Raw genomic sequence first — 24,742 nt, 5'->3', positions numbered from 1 at the left:
TCAACTGCTGCTGTATCCGACTCTCGATAGTGAAAATTCGGCCCCGAGTGGCTCGGACGCCCGAAACTCATGACCCGCCCGCTATTGCCTGGGATGGCGCGATCGCAGACGAACCGAGCGTTCCCTCGGTCGGCGATTCCCCGTCGGCCACATCGCTCGAACTCAGGCCTGTCGGCGCCAAGACGTCGTTCAAGATCGGGCCGACGAGAGCCAGAGCATCAGGAGACGTCATCCGCCAATGCGTAGCCGGGACCGGGTGGTCGCATACCTTTCCCGTGACCGCCTTGCTCCACTCCTGCTCTGCCCGCGTATCCGTGGGAGCATCAGCAGCGGCCGTGAAGAACACGATGTCTCCTTCGAAACGCTCCGGTCGATACTCGGCCATCAACCGCGAATTGCGTTCCGCCGCAGACCAGAGTCGCCCAACGATCTCTTCGGCTTGTTCTGCGGACCGCCCCGTCAGCCTGGCCAATTCCGCTGTGACAACGTCGAGGCTCAGATCGGAGGCATTGGTTCCTGCGGCGTCCTCTTCGACGCCGAACGCGCCCAGCAACTCGCCCATGGCGACGTCATCAGCCGAACCAGCCACGTTCGACTCGATGAAGCTGTCCAGCATGGCCAACACCTCCACCCGCTCACCAGCCGCCTGCAGTTGGATCGCCATCGCATGAGCGATGGCACCGCCCAAGGACCAGCCCAGCAGCCGATACGGCCCATCCGGCCGGACCTTGCGGATCTCACTGATGTATCGGTCTGCGAGTTCCTCGAGAGACTCCGGCACAAAACTCTCCTCGTGGATCGCGGGAGTTTGGACACCGTAGACGGGCACATCGCCGTCGAGATGCTGTGTCAGACCTGCGTAGCACCAGGACAATCCCACGATCGGGTGGATGCAGAACACCGGCGTCGCGGTGCCGGCTTCCCGAAGGGTGAGCAGTGGACCGAAGCCTGCTCCGGCCGAGTCTTTCCCGGCTGAACCGTCGATACCGGCAACGATGCGGCCAGACAACGCCTCCACCGTCGGATCGGAGAAAAACCATTGCAAGGGAACAGGAATGCTGACTTCGCTTGCCAACCGAGACATCGCCCGGGTCGCGACCAACGAATTGCCACCCAACGCGAAGAAATCATCGTCGAGGCCGACCCGCTCCACACCGAGGACCTCGGCGAACACCCCCGCCACCATCTCCTGCACCGGAGTCACCGGCGCCCGGAACACCCGAGCCTTCCACTGCGGCGCCGGCAACGCCTTCCGGTCCACCTTCCCGCTCGACGTCAACGGGAACTCCTCGAGGACCATCACCACATCCGGCACCATGTACGAAGGCACACGCTCACCCACCACCGCACGCACCGACTCGGCATCGACCACGCACCCCGCAGCAGGCATCACATACCCCACCAGTTGCTGGCCGAGATCGCTCTCGTGTACCACCACCACCGCCTGAGCGATGCCGTCGCAGGCCACCAACGCCGCCTCGATCTCCCCCAACTCGATCCGCAGACCCCGCACCTTCACCTGGAAATCCGTGCGCCCGAGGAACTTGAGATTCCCGTCCCGGTTCCACAGCGCCAGATCCCCCGTCCGATACAACCGCGACCCCGCCGCACCGAACGGAGCGGCCACGAACCGCTCCGCCGTCAAATCCGGGCGGTTCTGGTACCCGCGTGCCACCTGTACACCACCCACATACAACTCCCCGGCCACCCCCACCGGCACCGGATGCAGACGAGCGTCGAGTACATACGTATGGGTGTTCCACACCGGGACGCCGATCGGCACGGTGAGCACATCCCGGTCATCACACCGGTAGTAGCTGACACTCACTGCCGCCTCGGTCGGCCCATACACGTTGTCCAGGCGTGCATCCGACTTCGCCGCCAGACGCCCGAACATATCCACCGGCAATTCCTCGCCACCGACATGTATCAATCGCAACGAGTCGGGGATCTGCACCTCGGTGTCCGCGAGGAAGGCGCCCAGCATCGACGGCACGAACTCCGTCACCGTAACCCCGGCGTTCTTGATCAGCGACAGCATGTACTCCGGATCACGGTGTCCGTCCGGCCGGGCGATCACTATCCGGGCCCCGATCGCCAACGGCAGGAACAACTCCCACACCGACACGTCGAACGTAATCGGCGCCTTCTGCACCACCACATCGGAGTCGGTGAACCCGTATTCGGAGATCATCCACGACAGGAGGTTGACGATCGCCCGGTGGCTGATCGCCACCCCCTTCGGCCGCCCCGTCGACCCGGACGTGAAAATCACATACGCCGGGTTCTCCGACCGCACCGGACCCAACAACTCGCACTCGGCCACCGGCGCCGGCGAATACCCCGACACATCCACCTCGTCGAGGTTGACCACCCGATGCCCCGAAACCACGAATCCGTCCCGGGACGTCGACAACACACACACCGGGGCGGCTGTCCCGAGCACATACTCGTTGCGCTCGCGGGGCTGATCCGGATCGACCGGCACATACGCCCCACCCGCCCGCAACACCGCATAGATCCCGACCACCATCTCCACCGACCGGCGCATCCCGATGCCCACCAACGACTCCGGGCCCACCCCGGCATCGATCAGGAACCGGGCCACCTGGTTGACCCGCGCATCGAACTGCGCATACGTCAACGACTGCCCCTCGAACACCACCGCCACCGCATCCGGCGACCGCACCACCCACTCCGCGAACAACCCCATCAAAGAGGTGTCGGGCACCGGGTGCCCCGTGTCATTCCACCGATCGAGCACCAACGCCCGCTCCGCAGCATCGAGAACAGACACATCCCCCACCCGAACCGACGGATCCTCCGCCACCGACTCGAGCACCCGCACGAACCGCTCCGCGATTCCCGCCGCCGTGCCGGCATCGAAGATGTCCGTCGCAAACACCAACGCCCCCTCGTACCCGCCGTCGGCCGCCTCACCAAGCGACATCGATAAATCGAACGGCGCCGCCGCCCAATCCACCTGAACCGGCGACACCGTCAAACCCGGCAACTCCACCTGAGACCGCCCGAAGTTCTGGAACGCCAACATCACCTGAAACAACGGCGAGAACGACTGCGAACGAACCGGATTCAACACCTCCACCACACGCTCGAACGGCACATCCGCATGCGCGAACGCCTCGAGATCCGACTCCCGCACCCGATCCACCAACTCGGTGAACGACAGATCCGGATCACACTCGGCCCGCAGCACCAGGGTGTTCACGAACATCCCCACCACATCATCGAGCGCCGCCTCACCCCGGCCCGCCACCGCCGACCCCACCGCAATATCGGTCGACCCACTAAGCTTCGCCAACACCACCGACAACGCCGCATGCACCACCATGAACGCAGTCACCCCCCGCTCCCGTGCGAACGAGTGCATCCGACCCACCGTGGCTGCCGACACGACGAACTCGACACTGCCACCGGCACCCGACCGCACCGCAGGCCGCGGCCGATCCGTCGGCAACGCCACCACATCCGGCAACCCCGCCAACGCCCCCGACCAATACTCGATCTGCTGGCCGGCCAACGATTCAGGATCGTCCTCCGACCCGAGAAACTCCCGCTGCCACAACGCATAATCCGCGTACTGCACCTCGAGCGGCGGCCACCCCGGCTCGTGTCCTGCCCGACGGGCCGCATACGCCACCATCACATCCCGGGCCAACGGCGCCGTCGAGAACCCATCCGCGCAAATATGGTGCACCACCATCACCAACACGAATTCGTCCGCACCACACTCGAACAACGCTCCCCGCACCGGCACCGACTCGGTGACATCGAAACCCTGTGTCAACAACGCTTCGGCACGATCGAGCAACTCGCCCTCACCAGCCACCGGTACGGGGGTCAAATCGACCCGCACCCGCGACACCGGCACCACCACCTGGAACGGCCCCTGCGCCGAATCCGGGAACACCGTTCGCAACGTCTCGTGCCGGCCCAACACATCGGCCACCGCCGCCGACAACGCCGCCACATCCAACACACCGGACAACCGCAACGCCACCGGAATGTTGTACGCCGCCGACCCCGGATCCAACCGATTCAAGAACCACAACCGCTGCTGCGCCAACGACAACGGCACCCGACCCGGCCGCACACCCGCCTCGAGCACCGGACGCCCACCCTCACCCGCATGCCCCTCGACCCGCACCGCCAACGCCTCCACCGTCGACGCCTCGAAAATCACCGGCACCGGCACCCGCGCGTCCAACGCCGCACCCAACCGTGCGATCACCCGGGTCGCGACCAACGAATTGCCACCCAACGCGAAGAAATCGTCATCGAGGCCGACCCGCTCCACACCGAGGACCTCGGCGAAGATCTCCGCCACGATCTCCTGCACCGGAGTCACCGGCGCCCGGAACTCGCGCGGCGCCCACACTGGCACAGGCAACGCCTTCCGATCCACCTTCCCCGCCGAACTCAACGGGAACTCATCGAGGACCATCACCACATCCGGCACCATGTACGCAGGCAACGACCGCCCAACAGACTCGCGCACCGCCTCGGTGTCCACCGACCAGCCCATCTCCGGCACCACATACCCCACCAACTGCTGGCCGAGATCGCCCTCGTGCACCACCACCACCGCCTGAGCGACCGAATCATCGGTCACCAACGCGGATTCGATCTCCCCCAACTCGATCCGCAGACCCCGCACCTTCACCTGAAAATCAGTGCGCCCCACAAACTCCAACTGCCCGTCCCGGTTCCACCGCACCAGATCCCCCGTCCGATACAACCGCGACCCCGCCGCACCGAACGGATCCGCCACGAACCGCTCCGCCGACAACTCCGGGCGACCCTGATACCCCCGGGCCAACTGGATCCCACCCAGATACAACTCCCCGGCCACTCCCACCGGCACCGGATGCAGACGAGCGTCGAGTACATACGTATGGATGTTCCACACCGGGACGCCGATCGGCACGGTGAGCACATCCCGGTCATCACACCGGTAGGACGTCACCGTGACTGCGGCCTCGGTAGGGCCGTACATGTTGTCGAGGCGGGCATCCGACTTCGCCGCCAGACGCCCGAACATATCCACCGGCAATTCCTCACCACCGACATACACCAACCGCAACGAGTCGGGGATCTGCACCTCTGGGTCCGCGAGGAAGGCGCCCAGCATCGACGGCACGAACTCCGCCACCGTGACCCCGGCATCGCCGATCAGCGACAACATGTACTCCGAATCACGATGCCCATCCGGCCGAGCGACCACCAACTTTGCGCCGACCGTCAGCGGCAGGAACAACTCCCACACCGATACGTCGAACGTGATCGGCGCCTTCTGTACCACCACATCGGAGTCGGTGAACCCGTACTCCGAGACCATCCACGACAGGAGGTTGGCGATCGCCCGGTGGCTGACCGCCACCCCCTTCGGCCGCCCGGTGGACCCCGACGTGAAAATCACATACGCCGGGTTCTCCGCCCGCACCGGCCCCAGCAACTCGCACTCGGCCACCGGCGCCGGCGAATACCCCGACACATCCACCTCGTCGATATTGACCACCCGATACCCCGACACGACGAATCCGTCCCGGGCCGTCGACAACACACACACCGGTCCCGCCGTATCGAACACATACTCGTTGCGTTCGGCGGGTTGATCCGGGTCGACCGGCACATATGCCCCACCCGCCCGCAACACCGCATACATCCCGACCAACATCTCCACCGACCGGCGCATCCCGATGCCCACCAACGACTCCGGCCCCACCCCGGCATCGATCAACAACCGCGCCACCTGGTTGACCCGCGCATCGAACTGCGCATACGTCAACGACTGCCCCTCGAACACCACCGCCACCGCATCCGGCGACCGCACCACCTGCTCCGCGAACCCATCCAGCAACAACCCCTGAGGTACCTCACGTCCGGTGTCGTTCCACTCCGAGACCATCCGGTGCCGCTCGTCGTCGCCTACGACGGAAAGGTCGCCCACCGCCACCGCGGGATCGTCGAGAACCGTCTCGAGCACCCGCACGAACCGCTCCGCGATCTGCGCCGCCGTCCCCGGATCGAAGATATCCGTCGCATACACCAGCGCGCCCATGTAGCCACCGTCGTCCCCCTCACCGAGAGTTACCGACAGGTCAAACTGTGCCGCTGTCCAGTCCACCGCAACCGGCGACACCATCAACCCCGGCAGCTCAACCTGAGACTGGGTGTAATTCTGGAACGCCAACATCACTTGGAACAGAGGTGAGAACGACTGCGACCGTGTCGGATTCAACACCTCCACCAACCGCTCGAACGGCACATCCGCATGCGCGAACGCCTCGAGATCCGACTCCCGCACCCGATCCACCAGATCGGCGAACGACAGATCCGGATCACACTCGGCCCGCAGCACCAGGGTGTTCACGAACATCCCCACCAGATCGTCGAGCGCCGCCTCGCCCCGGCCAGCCACCGCCGACCCCACCGCCACATCGGTGCTGCCACTGAGCTTCGCCAACACCACCGCCAACGCCGCATGCACCACCATGAACGGCGTCGCCCCCCGCTCCCGCGCAAACACATGCATCCGCTCGGTCACCGCCGCCGACACCACGAACTCCACACTGCCCCCGGCACCCGACCGCACCGCAGGCCGCGGACGATCCGTCGGCAACGCCAACACCTCCGGCAACCCCGCCAACGCACCCGTCCAATACCCGATCTGCTGCGACAGCAGCGATCCCGGATCGTCCTCCGACCCGAGGAGCTCACGCTGCCACAGGGCGTAATCCGCGTACTGGTTCGACAACGATGCCCACCCGGGTTCGTGCCCGGCGAGCCGGGCCGCGTACGCCACCATCACATCCCGCGCCAACGGTCCGGTCGAGAACCCATCCGCGCAAATGTGGTGGACCACCACCACCAACACATGCTCGGACTCCGAGACCCTGAACAACCTCACCCGAACCGCAACCTCAGCGGTCACATCGAACCCGGGACTCGCCAATCCCGCAATCCGCGCATTCATCTCCTCCGCCGTCACCGGCACCGGGGTCAAATCCACCGGCACCTGCGACACCGGCACCACCACCTGGAACGGGCCCTGCACCGAATCCGGGAACACCGTCCGCAACGCCTCGTGCCGGCCCACCACATCGGCCACCGCCGCCGACAACGCCGCCACATCCAGCTCACCCGTCAAGCGCAACGCCACCGGAATGTTGTACGCCGCCGACTCCGGATCCAACCGATTCAAGAACCACAACCGCTGCTGCGCCAACGACAACGGCACCCGATCCGGCCGCACACCCGCCTCGAGCACCGGACGACCACCCTCACCCGCATGCCGCTCAGCCCGCGCCGCCAGCCCCTCCACCGTGGACGCCTCGAACAACGCCCGCACGCCCAGTGCACTACCCAAAATGGTGTTGAGGCGCGCGATCACCCGGGTCGCGACCAACGAATTACCGCCCAACGCGAAGAAATCATCATCGAGCCCGACCCGCTCGACACCGAGGACCTCGGCGAACACCCCCGCCACCATCTCCTGCACCGGAGTCACCGGCGCCCGGAACTCCCGCGCCTTCCACTGCGGCGCCGGCAACGCCTTCCGATCCACCTTCCCGCTCGACGTCAACGGGAACCCCTCGAGCACCATCACCACATCCGGCACCATGTAGACCGGGAGCGACCGCCCAACAGACTCGCGCACCACATCGACCTCGACCGTGCACCCCACCTCGGGCACCACATACCCCACCAACTGCTGACCCAGATCGCCCTCGTGCACCACCACCACCGACTGCGCGATGCCGTCGCAGGCCACCAACGCCGTCTCGATCTCCCCCAACTCGATCCGCAGGCCCCGCACCTTCACCTGGAAATCCGTGCGCCCGAGGAACTCGAGATTCCCGTCCCGGTTCCACCGCACCAGATCCCCAGTCCGATACAACCGCGACCCCGCCGCACCGAACGGAGCGGCCACGAACCGCTCCGCCGTCAAGTCCGGGCGGTTCTGGTACCCGCGGGCCACCTGCACACCCGACAGATACAACTCCCCCGCCACCCCCACCGGCACCGGACGCAAACCACGGTCGAGGACATGGGCGGCAGTATTGCGGATCGGCGCTCCGATCGGGACCGGGCCCGAACCCGAACCGGTTCCCGACTCCGGTGAACAACGGAACACCGTCGTGGTCACAGTCCCCTCTGTCGGCCCATACGTGTTGTCCAACAAAGCATCCGAACGGTTGGCGAACCGAGATGCCACCTCCGCTGGTAGCGCCTCACCACCGACTGACACATACCGCAATGTTGCCGGCAGATCTAGCGCCGAGTCTGCCGACAAGAACAGCGCGAGCATCGACGGCACGAACTCCAAGATCGTGATCTCCCACCGCTGAGCGGTTCGGATCAAGTATTCGGGATCGCGATGCCCACCCGGCTCCGCCACCACCAACCGAGCGCCCACCTGCAGCGGGTAGAACAGTTCCCACACCGACGCATCGAAGGTGACCGGAGTCTTGTGCAGCACCGTGTCGCCTGAACCGAGACCGTAACGCTCCCGCATCCAAACCATCTGATTGACCACAGCGCGGTGAGTGACCGCCACCCCCTTCGGACGCCCGGTGGACCCCGACGTGAAAATCACATAAGCCGGGTTCTCCGACCGCACCGGTCCCAACAGTTCCGACTCGGCCACCGGCGCCAAGGAAAACCCCGACACATCCACCTCGTCGACATTGACCACCCGACGCCCCGACACGACGAATCCGTCCCGGGACGTCGACAACACACACACCGGTCCCGCCGTATCGAGCACATACTCGTTGCGCTCGCGCGGCTGATCCGGGTCGACCGGCACATACGCCCCACCCGCCCGCAACACCGCATACATCCCGACCAACAACTCCACCGACCGGCGCATCCCCACCGCCACCAACGATTCAGGGCCCACCCCCTCCTCGATCAGGAACCGGGCCAACCGGTTGACCCGCGCATCGAACTGCGCATACGTCAACGACTGCCCCTCGAACACCACCGCCACCGCGTCCGGCGTCCGCACCACCTGCCCCGCGAACCCGTCCAGCAACAACCCGTCCAACACCTCACGCCTGGTGTCATTCCAACCATCGACGGCCCGACATTCGGCGGGGCTGCGCAACTCGATACGCCCCACCGGCACCGTCGCATCCGCTGTGACCGCCTCGAGTATCGCGGTGAACATGGCACCGAACCCCGCCACTGTCGGCTCCTCGAACAAATCCAGCGCGTACGTCAACGTCCCGACGATCCCGGTGCGCCGCCCATCCGCATCGAACCGGTCGACCAGATCCAATTCCAGATCCAACTTTGCACCCACCGAACCCGTATCGACCGGGTCGATCTCCAACCCAGGCAACGACACCCGCGACTCGGCAAAGTTTTGCACAACCAACAAGACCTGGAACAACGCCGAATACGCCATCGACCGAGCCGGATTCAATATCTCCACCAGCCGCTCCAACGGAACATCCGGGTTACCGAAACCGGCCAGATCAACCTCTCGAACCTGAGCCAGCACCTCCGTGAACGACGCCGTGCCCGCAATCCGGGTGCGCAACACCAATGTGTTCCCGAACATCCCCACCAGATCGTCGAGCGCCGCCTCTCCACGGCCAGCGATCTGCGTCCCGATCGGAATATCCTCGCTGCCACTGAGTCGCGCCACCAACACCGCCAACGCCGCATGCGCCACCATGAAGAACGTCGCCTGATGCTCCCGCGCCAACCGATCGATCCGATCCGCGAGATCAGCCGGCAACACGAAATCCACTCGCGCCCCTCGCGGCGATTGAACCGCGGGACGAGGATGATCGGTCGGCAACTCGACCAGATCCGGCAGGTCCTCCAACACCGTTGTCCAATAAGATAACTGCTGTGATAGCAACGACCCCGGGTCATCCTCCGACCCCAGCACGCGTTGTTGCCACAAGGCATAATCGGCGTACTGCACCTCGAGCGGCGCCCACCCCGGCTCGTGCCCAGCGTGGCGGGCCGCATACGCGGCCACAAGATCCCGGGCCAATGGCGCCAGCGACCCACCATCAGCGGAAATATGGTGCACCACCATCACCAACACATGCTCGGACTCCGAGACCCGGAACAACGCGCCCCGCACCGGCACCGACTCGGTGACATCGAAACCCTGTGTCAACAACGCTTCGGCACGATCGAGCAACTCGCCCTCACCGGCCACCGGCACCGGGCTCAAATCCACCGGCACCTGCGAGACCGGCACCACCACCTGCGACGGCCCCTGCACCGAATCCGGGAACACCGTCCGCAACGCCTCGTGCCGGCCCACCACATCAGCCACCGCAGCCGACAACGCCGCCACATCCAACACACCCGTCAAGCGCAACGCCGCGGGCATGTTGAATGCCGCCGATTCCGGATCAAACTGGTTGAAGAACCACATACGCTGCTGCGCCAACGACAACGGCACCCGATCCGGCCGCACACCCGCCTCGAGCACCGGACGCCCACCCTCACCCGCGTGCCGCTCGACCCGCGCCGCCAACCCCTCCACCGACGATGCCTCGAACAACACCCGCACGCCCAGTGCACTACCCAAAATGGTGTTGAGGCGCGCGATCACCCGGGTCGCGACCAACGAATTGCCGCCCAACGCGAAGAAATCGTCATCGAGGCCGACCCGCTCCACACCGAGGACCTCGGCATAAATCTCCGCCACGATCTCCTGCACCGGAGTCACCGGCGCCCGGAACTCGCGCGCCTTCCACTGCGGTGCCGGCAACGCCTTCCGGTCCACCTTCCCGCTCGACGTCAACGGGAACTCCTCGAGCACCATCACCACATCCGGCACCATGTACCCAGGAAGCGACCGTCTGATGGCACCACGCACGGCTTCGGTGTCGATGGTCCGGCCACTGTCGGCTGCCACATACCCCACCAACTGCTGACCCAGATCACCCTCGTGCACCACCACCACCGCCTGCGCGATGCCGTCGCAGGCCACCAACGCAGTCTCGATCTCCCCCAACTCGATCCGCAGACCCCGCACCTTCACCTGGAAATCCGTGCGCCCGAGGAACTCGAGATTCCCGTCCCGGTTCCACCGCACCAGATCCCCCGTCCGATACAACCGCGACCCCGCACCCACACACGAACCGGCACCAGTGTCCGCAAACGGATTCGCCACGAACCGCTCCGCCGACAAATCCGGACGACCCTGATACCCCCTGGCCAACTGCACACCAGCCAGATACAACTCCCCCGCCACCCCCACCGGCACCGGCTGCAGACGAGCGTCGAGAACATACGTGCGGGTGTTCCACACCGGAACACCAATCGGCACCACCGACTCGTCGGAACTGGTCTCGTAATACGTCACATCCACCGACGCCTCGGTCGGCCCATACAAATTGTGCAACTGCGCATCGCTCACCCGACGCAACCGCGCCACCGTCGCCGGCGCCAACGCCTCACCACTGGCAAACACCCGACGCAACGAACCACACCCCGCCACATCCGCCCCACCCAAGAACACCTCGAGCATCGACGGAACGAAATGCACCGTGGTAACCGACTGCTCCCGGATCACCGCCTCGAGATACCCCGGATCGCGATGCCCACCCGGCTCCGCGACCACCACACTCGCACCAGCCTGCAACGGCCAGAACAACTCCCACACCGACACATCGAACGTGACCGGTGTCTTCTGCAACACCACATCACCCGCCCCGATCGGATACCGATGCTGCATCCACAACAACCGATTCACGATCCCCTCATGCGGCACCGCCACCCCCTTCGGGTGCCCCGTCGACCCCGACGTGAAAATCACATACGCCGGGTTCTCCGACCGCACCGGACCCAACAACTCGCACTCGGCCACCGGCGCCGGCGAATACCCCGACACATCCACCTCGTCGACATCGACCACCCGATGCCCCGAAACCACGAATCCGTCCCGGGACGTCGACAACACACACACCGGGGCGGCTGTCCCGAGCACATACTCGTTGCGCTCACGGGGCTGATCCGGATCGACCGGCACATACGCCCCACCCGCCCGCAACACCGCATACATCCCGACCAACATCTCCACCGACCGGCGCATCCCGATGCCCACCAACGACTCCGGGCCCACCCCCGCACCGATCAGATACCGGGCCAACCGGTTCACCCGCGCATCGAACTGCGCATACGTCAACAACTCACCCTCGAACACCACCGCCACCGCATCCGGCGACCGCACCACCCACTCCGCGAACCCATCCAGCAACAACCCCTGAGGTACCTCACGTCCGGTGTCATTCCACTCCGAGACCATCCGGTGCCGCTCGTCGTCACCGACGATCGAAATATCTCCCACCGCCACCGCGGGATCGTCGAGAACCGTCTCGAGCACCCGCACGAACCGCTCCCCGATCTGCGCCACCGTCCCCGGATCGAAGATGTCCGTCGCATACGCGAGGGTCCCCACATACCCGCCGACCGGTGATTCGGTAACGATCATCGACAGATCGGTCTGTACCGCCGTCCAGTCCACCGCAACCGGCGACACCGTCAACCCCGGCAACACCACCTCGGACTGGGTGTAATTCTGGAACGCCAACATCACCTGAAACAGAGGCGAGAACGACTGCGACCGTGTCGGATTCAACACCTCCACCAACCGCTCGAACGGCACATCCGCATGCGCAAACGCCTCGAGATCCGACTCCCGCACCCGATCCACCAGATCGGCGAACGACAGATCCGGATCACACTCGGCCCGCAACACCACCGTGTTCACGAACATCCCCACCAGATCATCGAGCGCCGCCTCGCCCCGGCCCGCGACCGCCGACCCCACCGCCACATCGGTGCTGCCACTGAGCTTCGCCAACACCACCGCCAACGCCGCATGCACCACCATGAACGCAGTCACCCCCCGCTCCCGCGCAAACACATGCATCCGCTCGGCCACCGCCGCCGACACGACAAACTCCACACTGCCACCGGCACCCGACCGCACCGCAGGCCGCGGACGATCCGTCGGCAACGCCAACACCTCCGGCAACCCCGCCAACGCACCCGTCCAGTAGTCGATCTGCCGGCCCGCCAGCGATTCCGGATCGTCCTCCGACCCCAGCAGCTCTCGCTGCCACAACGCATAATCGGCGTACTGCACCTCGAGCGGCGCCCACCCGGGCTCGTGCCCGGCGAGCCGGGCCGCATACGCGGCCAACACATCCCGCGCCAACGGCACCGTCGAGAACCCATCCGCGCAAATATGGTGCACCACCACCACCAACACGAACTCGTCCGCAGCGCACTCGAACAACGCCCCACGCATCGGCACCGACTCGGTGACATCGAAACCCTGTGTCAACAACGCTTCGGCACGATCGAGCAACTCGCCCTCACCGGCCACCACAACCGGGGTCAAATCCACCGGCACCTGCGATACCGGCACCACCACCTGGAACGGCCCCTGCACCGAATCCGGGAACACCGTTCGCAACGCCTCGTGCCGGCCCACCACATCGGCCACCGCCGCCGACAACGCCGCCACATCCAGCTCACCCGTCAAGCGCAACGCCACCGGAATGTTGTACGCCGCCGACTCCGGATCCAGCCGATTCAAAAACCACAACCGCTGCTGCGCCAACGACAACGGCACCCGATCCGGCCGCACACCGGCCACCAAGGCCGGACGCCCACCCTCACCTGAATGCCCCTCGACCCGCACCGCCAGCGCCTCCACCGACGATGCCTCGAACAACACCCGCACGCCCAGTGCACTACCCAAAATGGTGTTGAGGCGCGCGATCACCCGGGTCGCGACCAACGAATTACCACCCAACGCGAAGAAATCATCATCGAGCCCGACCCGCTCGACACCGAGGACCTCGGCGAACACCCCGGCCACGATCTCCTGCACCGGAGTCACCGGCGCCCGGAACACCCTCGCCTTCCACTGCGGTGCCGGCAACGCCTTCCGATCCACCTTCCCGCTCGACGTCAACGGGAACTCCTCGAGCACCATCACCACATCCGGCACCATGTACCCAGGCAACGACCGCCCAACAGACTCGCGCACCACATCGACCTCGACCGTGCACCCCACCTCGGGCACCACATACCCCACCAACTGCTGACCCAGATCGCCCTCGTGCACCACCACCACCGACCGAGCTATCCCGTCGCAGGCCACCAACGCCGTCTCGATCTCCCCCAACTCGATCCGCAGACCCCGCACCTTCACCTGGAAATCCGTGCGCCCGAGGAACTCGAGATTCCCGTCCCGGTTCCACCGCACCAGATCCCCCGTCCGATACAACCGCGACCCCGCCGCACCGAACGGATCCGCCACGAACCGCTCCGCCGTCAAATCCGGACGACCCTGATACCCGCGGGCTACCTGCGCACCCGACAGATACAACTCCCCCGCCACCCCCACCGGCACCGGCTGCAAACGAGCGTCGAGCACATACGTATGGGTATTCCACACCGGAACACCGATGGGCACGGTGAGCACCTGCCGGTCATCACACCGGTAGGACGTCACGGTGACTGCGGCCTCGGTCGGCCCATACATGTTGTCGAGGCGTGCATCCGACTTCGCCGCCAGACGCCCGCACATATCCACCGGTAGTTCCTCACCACCGACATACACCAACCGCAACGAGGCAGGAATTTGTGCACTTGGGTCGGCGAGGAACGTCCCCAGCATCGACGGCACGAACTCCGCCACCGTGACCCCGGCGTTCTCGATCAGCGACAGCATGTACTCCGGATCACGATGCCCATCCGGCCGGGCGATCACTATCCGGGCCCCGACAGCCAACGGCAGGAACAACTCCCACACCGACACATCGAACGTGACCGGTGCCTTCTGCACCACCACATCGAAGTCGCTGAAGCCGTACTCGAAAGCCATCCACGACAACAGATTCACTACGGCTCGGTGACTGACCGCCACCCCCTTCGGGCGCCCGGTGGACCCAGACGTGAAAATCACATACGCCGGATTCTCCGCACGCACCGGCCCCAGCAGTTCCGACTCGGCCACCGGCGCCGAGGAGTATCCCGAGACATCCAGAACATCGGGCGCAACTACCTCCACCGACGCGGGGAACCCGCCACGATCGGCGGTGCTCGCCAGAACCAACACCGGATCAGCAACGGCCACCACGTGCGCGATCCGTTCGCTCGGCTGGTCCGGGTCGACCGGCACATACGCCCCACCCGCCCGTAACACCGCATACATCCCGACCAACATCTCCACCGACCGACGCAGAGCGATGCCCACCAACGACTCCGGACCCACCCCCGCACCGATCAGGAACCGGGCCAGCTGACTCACCCGCGCATCGAACTGCGCATACGTCAACGACTGCCCCTCGAACACCACCGCCACCGCATCCGGCGACCGCACCACCTGCTCCGCGAACCCATCCAGGAGTAACCCCTCCGGCACCGGGTGCTCGGTGTCATTCCAGGCATCGAGCACCAACCCCCGCTCGGCGTCACCGACGATGGAGATGTCTCCCACCGCGACCGCGGGATCGTCGAGAACCGTCTCGAGCACCCGCACGAACCGCTCCCCGATCTGCGCCACCGTCCCCGGATCGAAGATGTCCGTCGCATACGCGAGGGTCCCCTCATACCCACCGGCCGGCGACTCCGCCAAAGTGACCGACAAATCGAACGGCGCCGCCACCCAGTCCACCTCAACCGGCGACACCGTCAACCCCGGCAACACCACCTCGGACTGGGTGTAATTCTGGAACGCCAACATCACCTGAAACAGAGGCGAGAACGACTGCGACCGAACCGGGTTCAACACCTCCACCAACCGCTCGAACGGCACATCCGCATGCGCGAACGCCTCGAGATCCGACTCCCGCACCCGATCCACCAGATCGGTGAACGACACATCCGGATCACACTCGGCCCGCAACACCACCGTGTTCACGAACATCCCCACCAGATCATCGAGCGCCGCCTCACCCCGGCCCGCCACCGCCGACCCCACCGCCACATCGGTGCTGCCACTGAGCTTCGCCAACACCACCGACAACGCCGCATGCACCACCATGAACGGGGTCACACCCCGCTCCCGCGCCCACGAGTGCAACTGTCCCGCCGTGGCCGCCGACACCACGAACTCCACACTGCCCCCGGCACCCGACCGCACCGGCGGACGCGGACGATCCGTCGGCAACGCCAACACATCCGGCAACCCCGCCAACGCACCCGTCCAGTAGTCGATCTGCTGCGACAGCAGCGATCCCGGATCGTCCTCCGACCCCAGCAACTCCCGCTGCCACAACGCATAATCGGCGTACTGCACCTCGAGCGGCGCCCACCCCGGCTCGTGCCCCGCCAACCGGGCCGCATACGCGACCAACACATCCCGCGCCAACGGCACCGTCGAGAACCCATCCGCGCATATGTGGTGGACCACCACCACCAACACATGCTCGGACTCCGAAACCCGGAACAACGCCCCCCGCACCGGCACCGACTCGGTCACGTCGAACCCCCGCGACAACAACGGCGCCACCCGGTCCCGTAGTTCGTCCTCCCCGGCCACCGGCACCGGGGTCAGATCCACCGGCACCTGCGACACCGGCGCCACCACCTGGAACGGCCCCTGCGTCGAATCCGGGAACAGCGTCCGCAACGCCTCGTGCCGGCCCACCACATCAGCCACTGCAGCCGACAACGCCGCCACATCCAACACACCGGTCAACCGCAACGCCACCGGCATGTTGTACGCCGCCGACTCCGGATCCAACCGATTCAAGAACCACAACCGCTGCTGCGCCAACGACAACGGCACCCGATCCGGCCGCACACCCGCCTCGAGCACCGGACGCCCACCCTCACCCGCATGCCCCTCGACCCGCGCCGCCAACCCCTCCACCGACGGCGTCTCGAACAACACCCGCACCGGCACCCGGGTATCGAGCGCCGCACCCAACCGGGACACCACCCGGGTCGCGACCAACGAATTGCCACCCAACGCGAAGAAGTCATCATCGAGCCCGACCCGCTCGACACCGAGGACCTCGGCGAACACCCCGGCCACCATCTCCTGCACCGGAGTCACCGGGGCCCGGAACACCCGCGCCTTCCACTGCGGCGCCGGCAACGCCTTCCGGTCCACCTTCCCGCTCGACGTCAACGGGAACCCCTCGAGCACCACCACCGCATCCGGCACCATGTACGAAGGCACACGCTCACCCACCACCGCACGCACCGACTCGGCATCGACCACGCACCCCGCAGCAGGCATCACATACCCCACCAACTGCTGGCCGAGATCGCCATCACGGACCACCACCACCGCCTGAGCGACCGAATCCTGCTCCACCAAAGCCGACTCGATCTCCCCCAACTCGATCCGCAGACCCCGCACCTTCACCTGAAAATCCGTGCGCCCCAAAAACTCCAACTGCCCGTCCCGGTTCCACCGCACCAGATCCCCCGTCCGATACAACCGCGACCCCGCACCCGCACACGAACCGGCACCAGTGTCCACAAACGGATTCGCCACGAACCGCTCCGCCGACAACTCCGGACGACCCTGATACCCCCGGGCCAACTGCACACCAGCCAGATACAACTCCCCCGCCACCCCCACCGGCACCGGCTGCAAACGAGCATCAAGCACATACGTGCGGGTGTTCCACACCGGAACACCAATCGGCACCACCGACTCGTCAGAACCGGTCTCGTAATACGTCACATCCACCGACGCCTCGGTCGGCCCATACAAATTGTGCAACTGCGCATCGCTCACCCGACGCAACCGCGCCACCGTCGCCGCCCCCAACGCCTCACCACTGGCAAACACCCGACGCAACGAACCACACCCCGCCACATCCGCCCCACCCAAGAACACCTCGAGCATCGACGGAACGAAATGCACCGTGGTAACCGACTGCTCCCGGATCACCGCCTCGAGATACCCCGGATCACGATGCCCACCCGGCTCCGCGACCACCACACGCGCACCAGCCTGCAACGGCCAGAACAACTCCCACACCGACACATCGAACGTGACCGGTGTCTTCTGCAACACCACATCACCCACCCCGATCGGATACCGATGCTGCATCCACAACAACCGATTCACGATCCCCTCATGCGGCACCGCCACCCCCTTCGGCCGCCCGGTGGACCCCGACGTGAAAATCACATACGCAGGGTTCTCCGCACGCACCGGCCCCAACAACTCGCACTCGGCCACCGGCGCCGGCGAATACCCCGACACATCCACCTCGTCGACATCGACCACCCGATGCCCGGACACGGCCACACCGTCCCGGGACGTCGACAACACACACACCGGGGCCGCCGTATCGAGCACATACTCGTTGCGTTCGGCGGGTTGATCCGGGTCGACCGGCACATACGCCCCACCCGCCCGCAACACCGCATAGATCCCGACCAACATCTCCACCGACCGGCGCATCCCGATGCCCACCAACGACTCCGGCCCCACCCCCGCACCGATCAACAACCGCGCCAACCGGTTCACCCGCGCATCGAACTGCGCATACGTCAACAACTCACCCTCGAACACCACCGCCACCGCATCCGGCGACCGCACCACCCACTCCGCGAACCCATCCAGCAACAACCCCTGAGGTACCTCACGTCCGGTGTCATTCCAAGCATCGAGCACCAACCCCCGCTCACCGGGAGCAAAGAGGTCGACGTCTTCGATTGGTCGATCCGCACGGTAGGCGATGGTCTCGAGGATGGCTGTCAATCGTGCGGCCATCGTGGCGACGGTGTCTCGGTCGAAGAGGCCTGGCTGGTAGCGCAGACTCAACCGCAGGCGCGGTTCGAGCGTCGAGACCAGGGTCAGGGGATAGTGGGTGGCGTTGCGAACATCGACACCGGTTACCCGCATGCCGGCGACATCGACGTTCTCGCCGAACCCAGACTTGTCGATCGGAAAGGACTGGAACACCGACAAAGTGTCGAACAGGTTGCCCAGACCTGCACGTGACTGAATTTCGCCAAGCCCCAGGTGGTGATGCTCGAGCAGCAACGCTTGCTCGGTCTGCAATCGCCCGAGAAGTTGAGCCAAGGTCTCGTCCCGATTCAGCCGCACCCGCACCGGTACTGAGTTGATGAACATCCCGAGCATGTTCTCGACGTCCTGCAGCTGCGGGGGCCGACCCGACACCGTGGTACCGAGGACGACATCGTCTCGCGAGAGCAGCCGAGACAGCAGCAGCCCCCACCCTGCCTGGACCACGGTGTTCATGGTGATCCCGAGCCGCCTGACCAATGCAGTCAGCGAATCGATCATGTTGTGAGACAAATCGATATCAACTTGGGCAGGCACGTCGTTGCGCACCAGGGACGCACCGGGCGCCATCAGTGTCGGCTCTTCCAGGCCGGCCAAAGCGTGATCCCACGCGCGGCGAGACGCATCGAGGTCGCGGCGGGCGAGCCAATCGAGATACGTTCGAAACGATGGTGGTTCCACAGACACCGGTACCGAGCCACCATTGGCGTAGCTCGTCAGCAATTCGCGCACGAGCAGTGGCATCGACCAACCGTCGAGAATGATGTGGTGGTTCGTCATCGCGAGCACGTACCGTGCCGGTGCCGTGCGGATCAGCAACAGCCGCAGCAGCGGTGGCCGAGAGAGATCGAAGCTGGCGACGCGATCCTCATCGAGGAGACGGGCGAGTTCGGAACCTGTAGCCATCCCGTCGACGGTCAGATCGACCTCCCGCCACGGCACCTCCACCCCGTCGACGACCAGTTGCGCCGGCTCACCTGACTCGTCGTAGACGAAGGCGGCACGCAGGCTCGCATGGCGGGCAAGCACATCGGCGGCAGCGGCCCGCAAACGGACTGTATCGACCGCCCCTTCGAGGTCGATGCATAGTTGCGCCGCGTAGACGTCGATCGACTCGGCCGCGAGGCTCGCGTGAAATAGCAAACCGGACTGTAGCGGCGACAGTGACCACACGTCCCGCAGCGCGGGGTACCGCCGTTCCCAACGTTCGATCTGCCGCTGGTTGACCGACACGAGCGGCAGATCCGACGGCGTCAGGCCACCCGCACCGGGCAGCAGAGCATGGGTAGCGAGACCGTCGAGGGCGCGGCGCCACAAGTCAGCTAGGGCAGCGACTTCCGCGTCACGCAAAACCCCGGTCGGGAAGGCGAATGACGCCGTGAGCCGTGCCCCTGTCGAGCTGTCGACGACGAGGGCATTGATGTCGATGGCGGCCGCCACCGCCATATCGGATCCACTGGTCGCGAGCAGATCCGGCGCCGACAGGTCGGGGGTCCACCCGAGTCCGCGCAGTTTGTCCGCGTTCTGCTGCCCAACCTGTCGGCCCAGAAAGTTGAAACTGATCTGGGGTGCCGAAAGCGCAGCGAGGATCGGCCGGGTGGTGTCGTCGAGTTGCCGGAGCACTCCGAAGCCGACACCGCGAGCGGGCACGGCGAGGAGTTGTTCCTTGACGGCCTTGATGAGGGCACCGGCGGCGTGTCCACCACCGAAGGCCTCGGCGAGATCGATCCCCGGCATGGTCAGCCGGACCGGGTAAGCGCTGGTGAACCAGCCAACAGTGCGCGCGAGATCGGCGCCCGCAACGGCTTCTTCCTCCCGCCCGTGTCCCTCGAGCGTCAGCAGCACCGACGGTTCGTCTACGCCGCCCGAACGCCGCCATTCCACAATTGCCATGGTCAGCGCTGCGAGCAAGCCATCGTGGATTCCGCAGCCGAATGCATCCGGCAGCTGTGTGAGCACCGCCTCGGTCACCGCGGGGCTCACCTCGATCGTGATCCGTTCGGTAGTGCGCAGCGTGTCGGTAGCGGGGTCGATCGCCCGCGATCCGATCAGGGGGTCGCGGGTTTCGAGTACCTGTTGCCAGTGCGTCAGCTCACCGATGTGCGTGCCGCTGTCCGACTTGTCTCGGACTCCGTGCGCCCAGCGACGGAAGGAGGTGCCCACCGGGTCCAAGACCGGGGTCTGCCCCGTGCCCAGTTGCAGCCATGCCGTTGCGAGGTCCGGTAGCAGCACCCGCCACGACACGCCGTCCACTACCAAGTGGTGCGCCACGAATAGCAACCGTCCGCGCACTCCCGCCGATCGTGGGGCGAGCCACACCAGTTGGATCATGATTCCGCGTTCGGGGTCCAGGCGGCGCGCAGCAGCGGCACTCTCGGACACCACAAGCTCGTTGAAGGTCAACGACCCCGGCACCGCAGTGGTCGGAACTTTCGAAACAAGATCGTCGGCCGAAATACCTTCGGCAGATAGGGTTTCGAGAACCCAGGTACTTCCCTCGCGGTAGAACCGCGAACGCAGCACATCATGATGACCCAGGACCGCCGCGAGTGTCGCCCTCAACCGGTCTTCGTCGGCATCCCGCGGCGCCGTCAGCAACAACACCTGACTGAAGTCATTGAACGAGCCGACATTGAAGAATCCGCGCTCGAGCATCTCATACATGATGGGGGTCAATGGAATTCGTCCGACGCCACCGCCCTCGAACTCCTCGAGGACGGCAGAGACCGGTTCCACTGCCGCCGCCCGAGCTATCTCCGCGATGGTCTTGCGTTCGAATACCGTCCGCGCGGTGAAGCCGAGCCCGAGGGTCTTTGCTCGAGCTGCTATCTGCATCGCGATAATACTGTCGCCACCCAACGCGAACAGAGAGTCGTCCACACTCACCCGTTCGAGTCCGAGCACCTCGGCGACCAGGCCCGCGAGCAGTTCCTCATCTGGCGTAGAAGGGGCCCGGAATGCACGTCCGACAGAGCCGAACCGTGGCGCGGGTAGGGCACTGCGGTCGAGCTTGCCGGCGGCCGTGACCGGTACCTCGTGTAGTTGCATCACCAGGGCGGGCACCATGTGTGAGGGCACCATCGTGGCGACCCCCTCCACGATCGCCTGAGGATCGAACTCTCGTCCGTCGTCGACTCGCACATAGGAGACCAAAGCCGTAGTGCCACCACTAATTTGATGCACAACGGTGGCGGCGAAGTTGATTCCAGCCTGGGACAGCAGGGCTGCATCGATCTCGCCGAGTTCGATACGGAAGCCACGGACCTTCACCTGGGAATCTGATCGCCCGATGAACTCGAGGGCATAGTCCCCCGCAGTCGACCGCACCCATCGCACCTCATCTCCACTGCGGTAGAGACGCTGACCCGGTTCTCCGAATGGGTTGGCCACGAACCGATCTGCTGTCAGTCCTCGGCGATCGAGGTATCCGCGCGCCAGACCTGAACCGGCCAAGTAGAGCTCGCCCACCACTCCCAGCGGGACCGGCCTGAGTCGGCGGTCGAGTACCACTGCGCTCACACCCTGGATCGGTGTGCCGATGGTGATCGGGTCACCCGGCCGAAGCGGACTGAGCAAGGTCGAGGCGATGGTGTTTTCGGTGGGCCCGTAGGCGTTGGTGAGGCGACAGACGCCCCCGAAGCGTTCGACAAGGTCCGGGGTGCATACATCCCCGCCGACCAGCACTGCCTCGAGGTGCTCGAGCGTTCGCGGATCCATGGTGTTCATCACCGTGGGCGCCGACATCATGTGGGTCACCTGCTCGTCGCGGAGCAGGTCGACCAGTTCGGTACCGCCAATCAGATCCGGAGGCGCCACCACCATGGTGGCCCCGGCGCTGAACGCACCAAGCATCTCTATGAGGGATGCATCGAAACTCGCCGACGAGAAGCGCAACACCCGGGAGCGCGCGGTGACGCCCAGTTCGGGACGCCCACCAGCCGCGTAGTTCGCCAGCGCGGTGTGGGCTATGACGACCCCTTTGGGAACACCGGTTGATCCCGATGTGAAGATCACGTACGCAGCATTGTCCTCACGAAGTACCGACCGACGATCCTTGTCGGTGACCGCATCGCCGGAGAGGTCTGTACACCGCCGGATCGTTGCATCTGCGTCGAGCGCGATCCAGTCGATGGTGTTCGGCAGATCTGCGCGCAGGCCGACAGTGGTGACTCCGATAGGTGCTCCGGAGTCAGCCAGCATGTTCGTGATGCGCTCGGTGGGCAGATCCGGGTCGATCGGCACGAATGCGGCACCAGACTTGGCGATAGCCCAGAACGCGATCAGCGACTCCGCCGATCGAGGCAGACTCAATGCGACCCGCGTCTCCGGACCGAGGCCTTCTTCGATGAATAGCCGCGCCAAGCGGTTGGAGCGGGCGTCGAGATCCCGGTAGGTGATCTCCGTACCCGATGCACGGATCGCGATGCCGTCCGGAGCTGCGGCCACACCTTCGGCCAGCAGATCGGGCAGCAGACGTACCGGTTCAGGCTCCGGCCCCCGCGCAGGTACCAGATGCGTAACCTCGTCCTCGTACAGAATCTCGAGATCGACGATCCTGCGATCGGCCGGGGCATCGGCAAGAGCAGCGAGGAACTCGAGGAACCGCGTGTGGTGTCCGCGCAACTCCTCCTCGGTGTACAGATTCGGATTGGCCTCGAAGTCGATCTGCGCCACCTGGCCGGTGATGCTGGGGTACAGATTCACGTTCAGATCCTCGACGGGACCGGTACCCAACACGTTGAAGCGGCCGACCGAGTCACCGACTCGAAGCTCGTTCTGGAACAGCATGATGTTGATCGACGGACCAAAGAGGCCCCGATGGCCCCCGCCGATCCCGGCGTCCCGCCGAATGTCCTCGTGCCGGTACCGCTGGTGCCGCAGCGCACCCGTCAACTCGAGTTGCGCGGACCGCATCAGATCGGCGACGGTCGTCTCGTTCCCTACCGGCAAACGAATCGGCACCACATTCGAAACCATGCCGCCGGAGTTACGTAGCCTCGCAGTGGTGCGGGCCGAGACCGGCAGACTCAGCACGACATCGTCTTCACCTGTCAGGCGAGACAAGAACGCCGCCACCGCGGCCACCGCCACGGTGGCGAACATCGAACCCGGTTGCCGCATCAGCAGTCGCTGTACCGCCGCTTCTGTCGTCGACGGTAGCGGGGCACTGATCACCAGGGAGGGCAGTCCCGGGGCCTCCGACCGTCCCGCCAGACTGATCGGATCCGGGAAGTCGCGGCTTCGTTCGGACCAGTATTGCCGATCCCTCGCGAACCTACTGGACGTGCGATAGCGCGCCTCGTCCTCGACGATTTCACGCAGCGAACTGGCCCGGAACCTGGGCGGATCACTCCCCTCCGCCCTCGCGTCATACAACTTCGCAATCCGGTTCATGAACGTCATCGCGCCGAAGCCGTCGAGCGCAATGTGGTGGATCCGCGAGTACACGTAGTAGTGGTTGTCGCCCAGGCGGAGCGTTGCGGCACGGACCAGCCGATCGCCCAAAAGGTCCATCGGTGCGCGGTCGTAGGCTCGCATCCACGCATGTGCGGCCGCGTGTGGATCCTCTTCGAACCGGAAGTCGAGGTGAATCCACTCGAGGCCGAGCGACTCGTCGATCAGCTGGAACGGTTCACCGTCTCTCTCGACGATCCGCAGCATGCCGGTTCCGAGTTCACATGCCGCGATGTCCCCGACCTCAGCCAGCAGTTCGACATCGAGATCGAGATCGGTGAACTCCACGTACTGGGAGATCACGATCGGGACATCGAGGAGATGCTGAGCGAACCAAATACCGCGCTGAGCAGCCGAAAGAGGGAAGATGCCGGATGTTTCCGGGAGGTTGGCGGTCGACGACCCGAAGCGCGCCGAACTCAAATCGAGGTCGTTCAACGATGACACCTATTGTTCTCCAACTCTTTTATGCGCTCTTTCGGTAATTTGGGT

The 24,742-nt window shown here is 65.2% G+C and carries 1 protein-coding gene; it reads right to left on the bottom strand.

The window, feature by feature from the left end; all coding sequences use genetic code 11:
* Nucleotides 1-67 precede the first annotated feature (67 nt).
* Nucleotides 68-24,697 carry a non-ribosomal peptide synthase/polyketide synthase gene (locus BFN03_RS19400; RefSeq protein ID WP_070380386.1) on the bottom strand — a complete coding sequence of 8,210 codons (24,630 nt, stop codon included), beginning with the start codon at nt 24,695-24,697 and terminating at the stop codon, nt 68-70.
* Nucleotides 24,698-24,742 lie beyond the last annotated feature (45 nt).

It is taken from the genome of Rhodococcus sp. WMMA185, assembly GCF_001767395.1.
Lineage (GTDB): Bacteria > Actinomycetota > Actinomycetes > Mycobacteriales > Mycobacteriaceae > Rhodococcus_F.
Note: the sequence above shows the minus strand (reverse complement) of the source record. Positions and strands in the feature narration are given on the sequence as shown.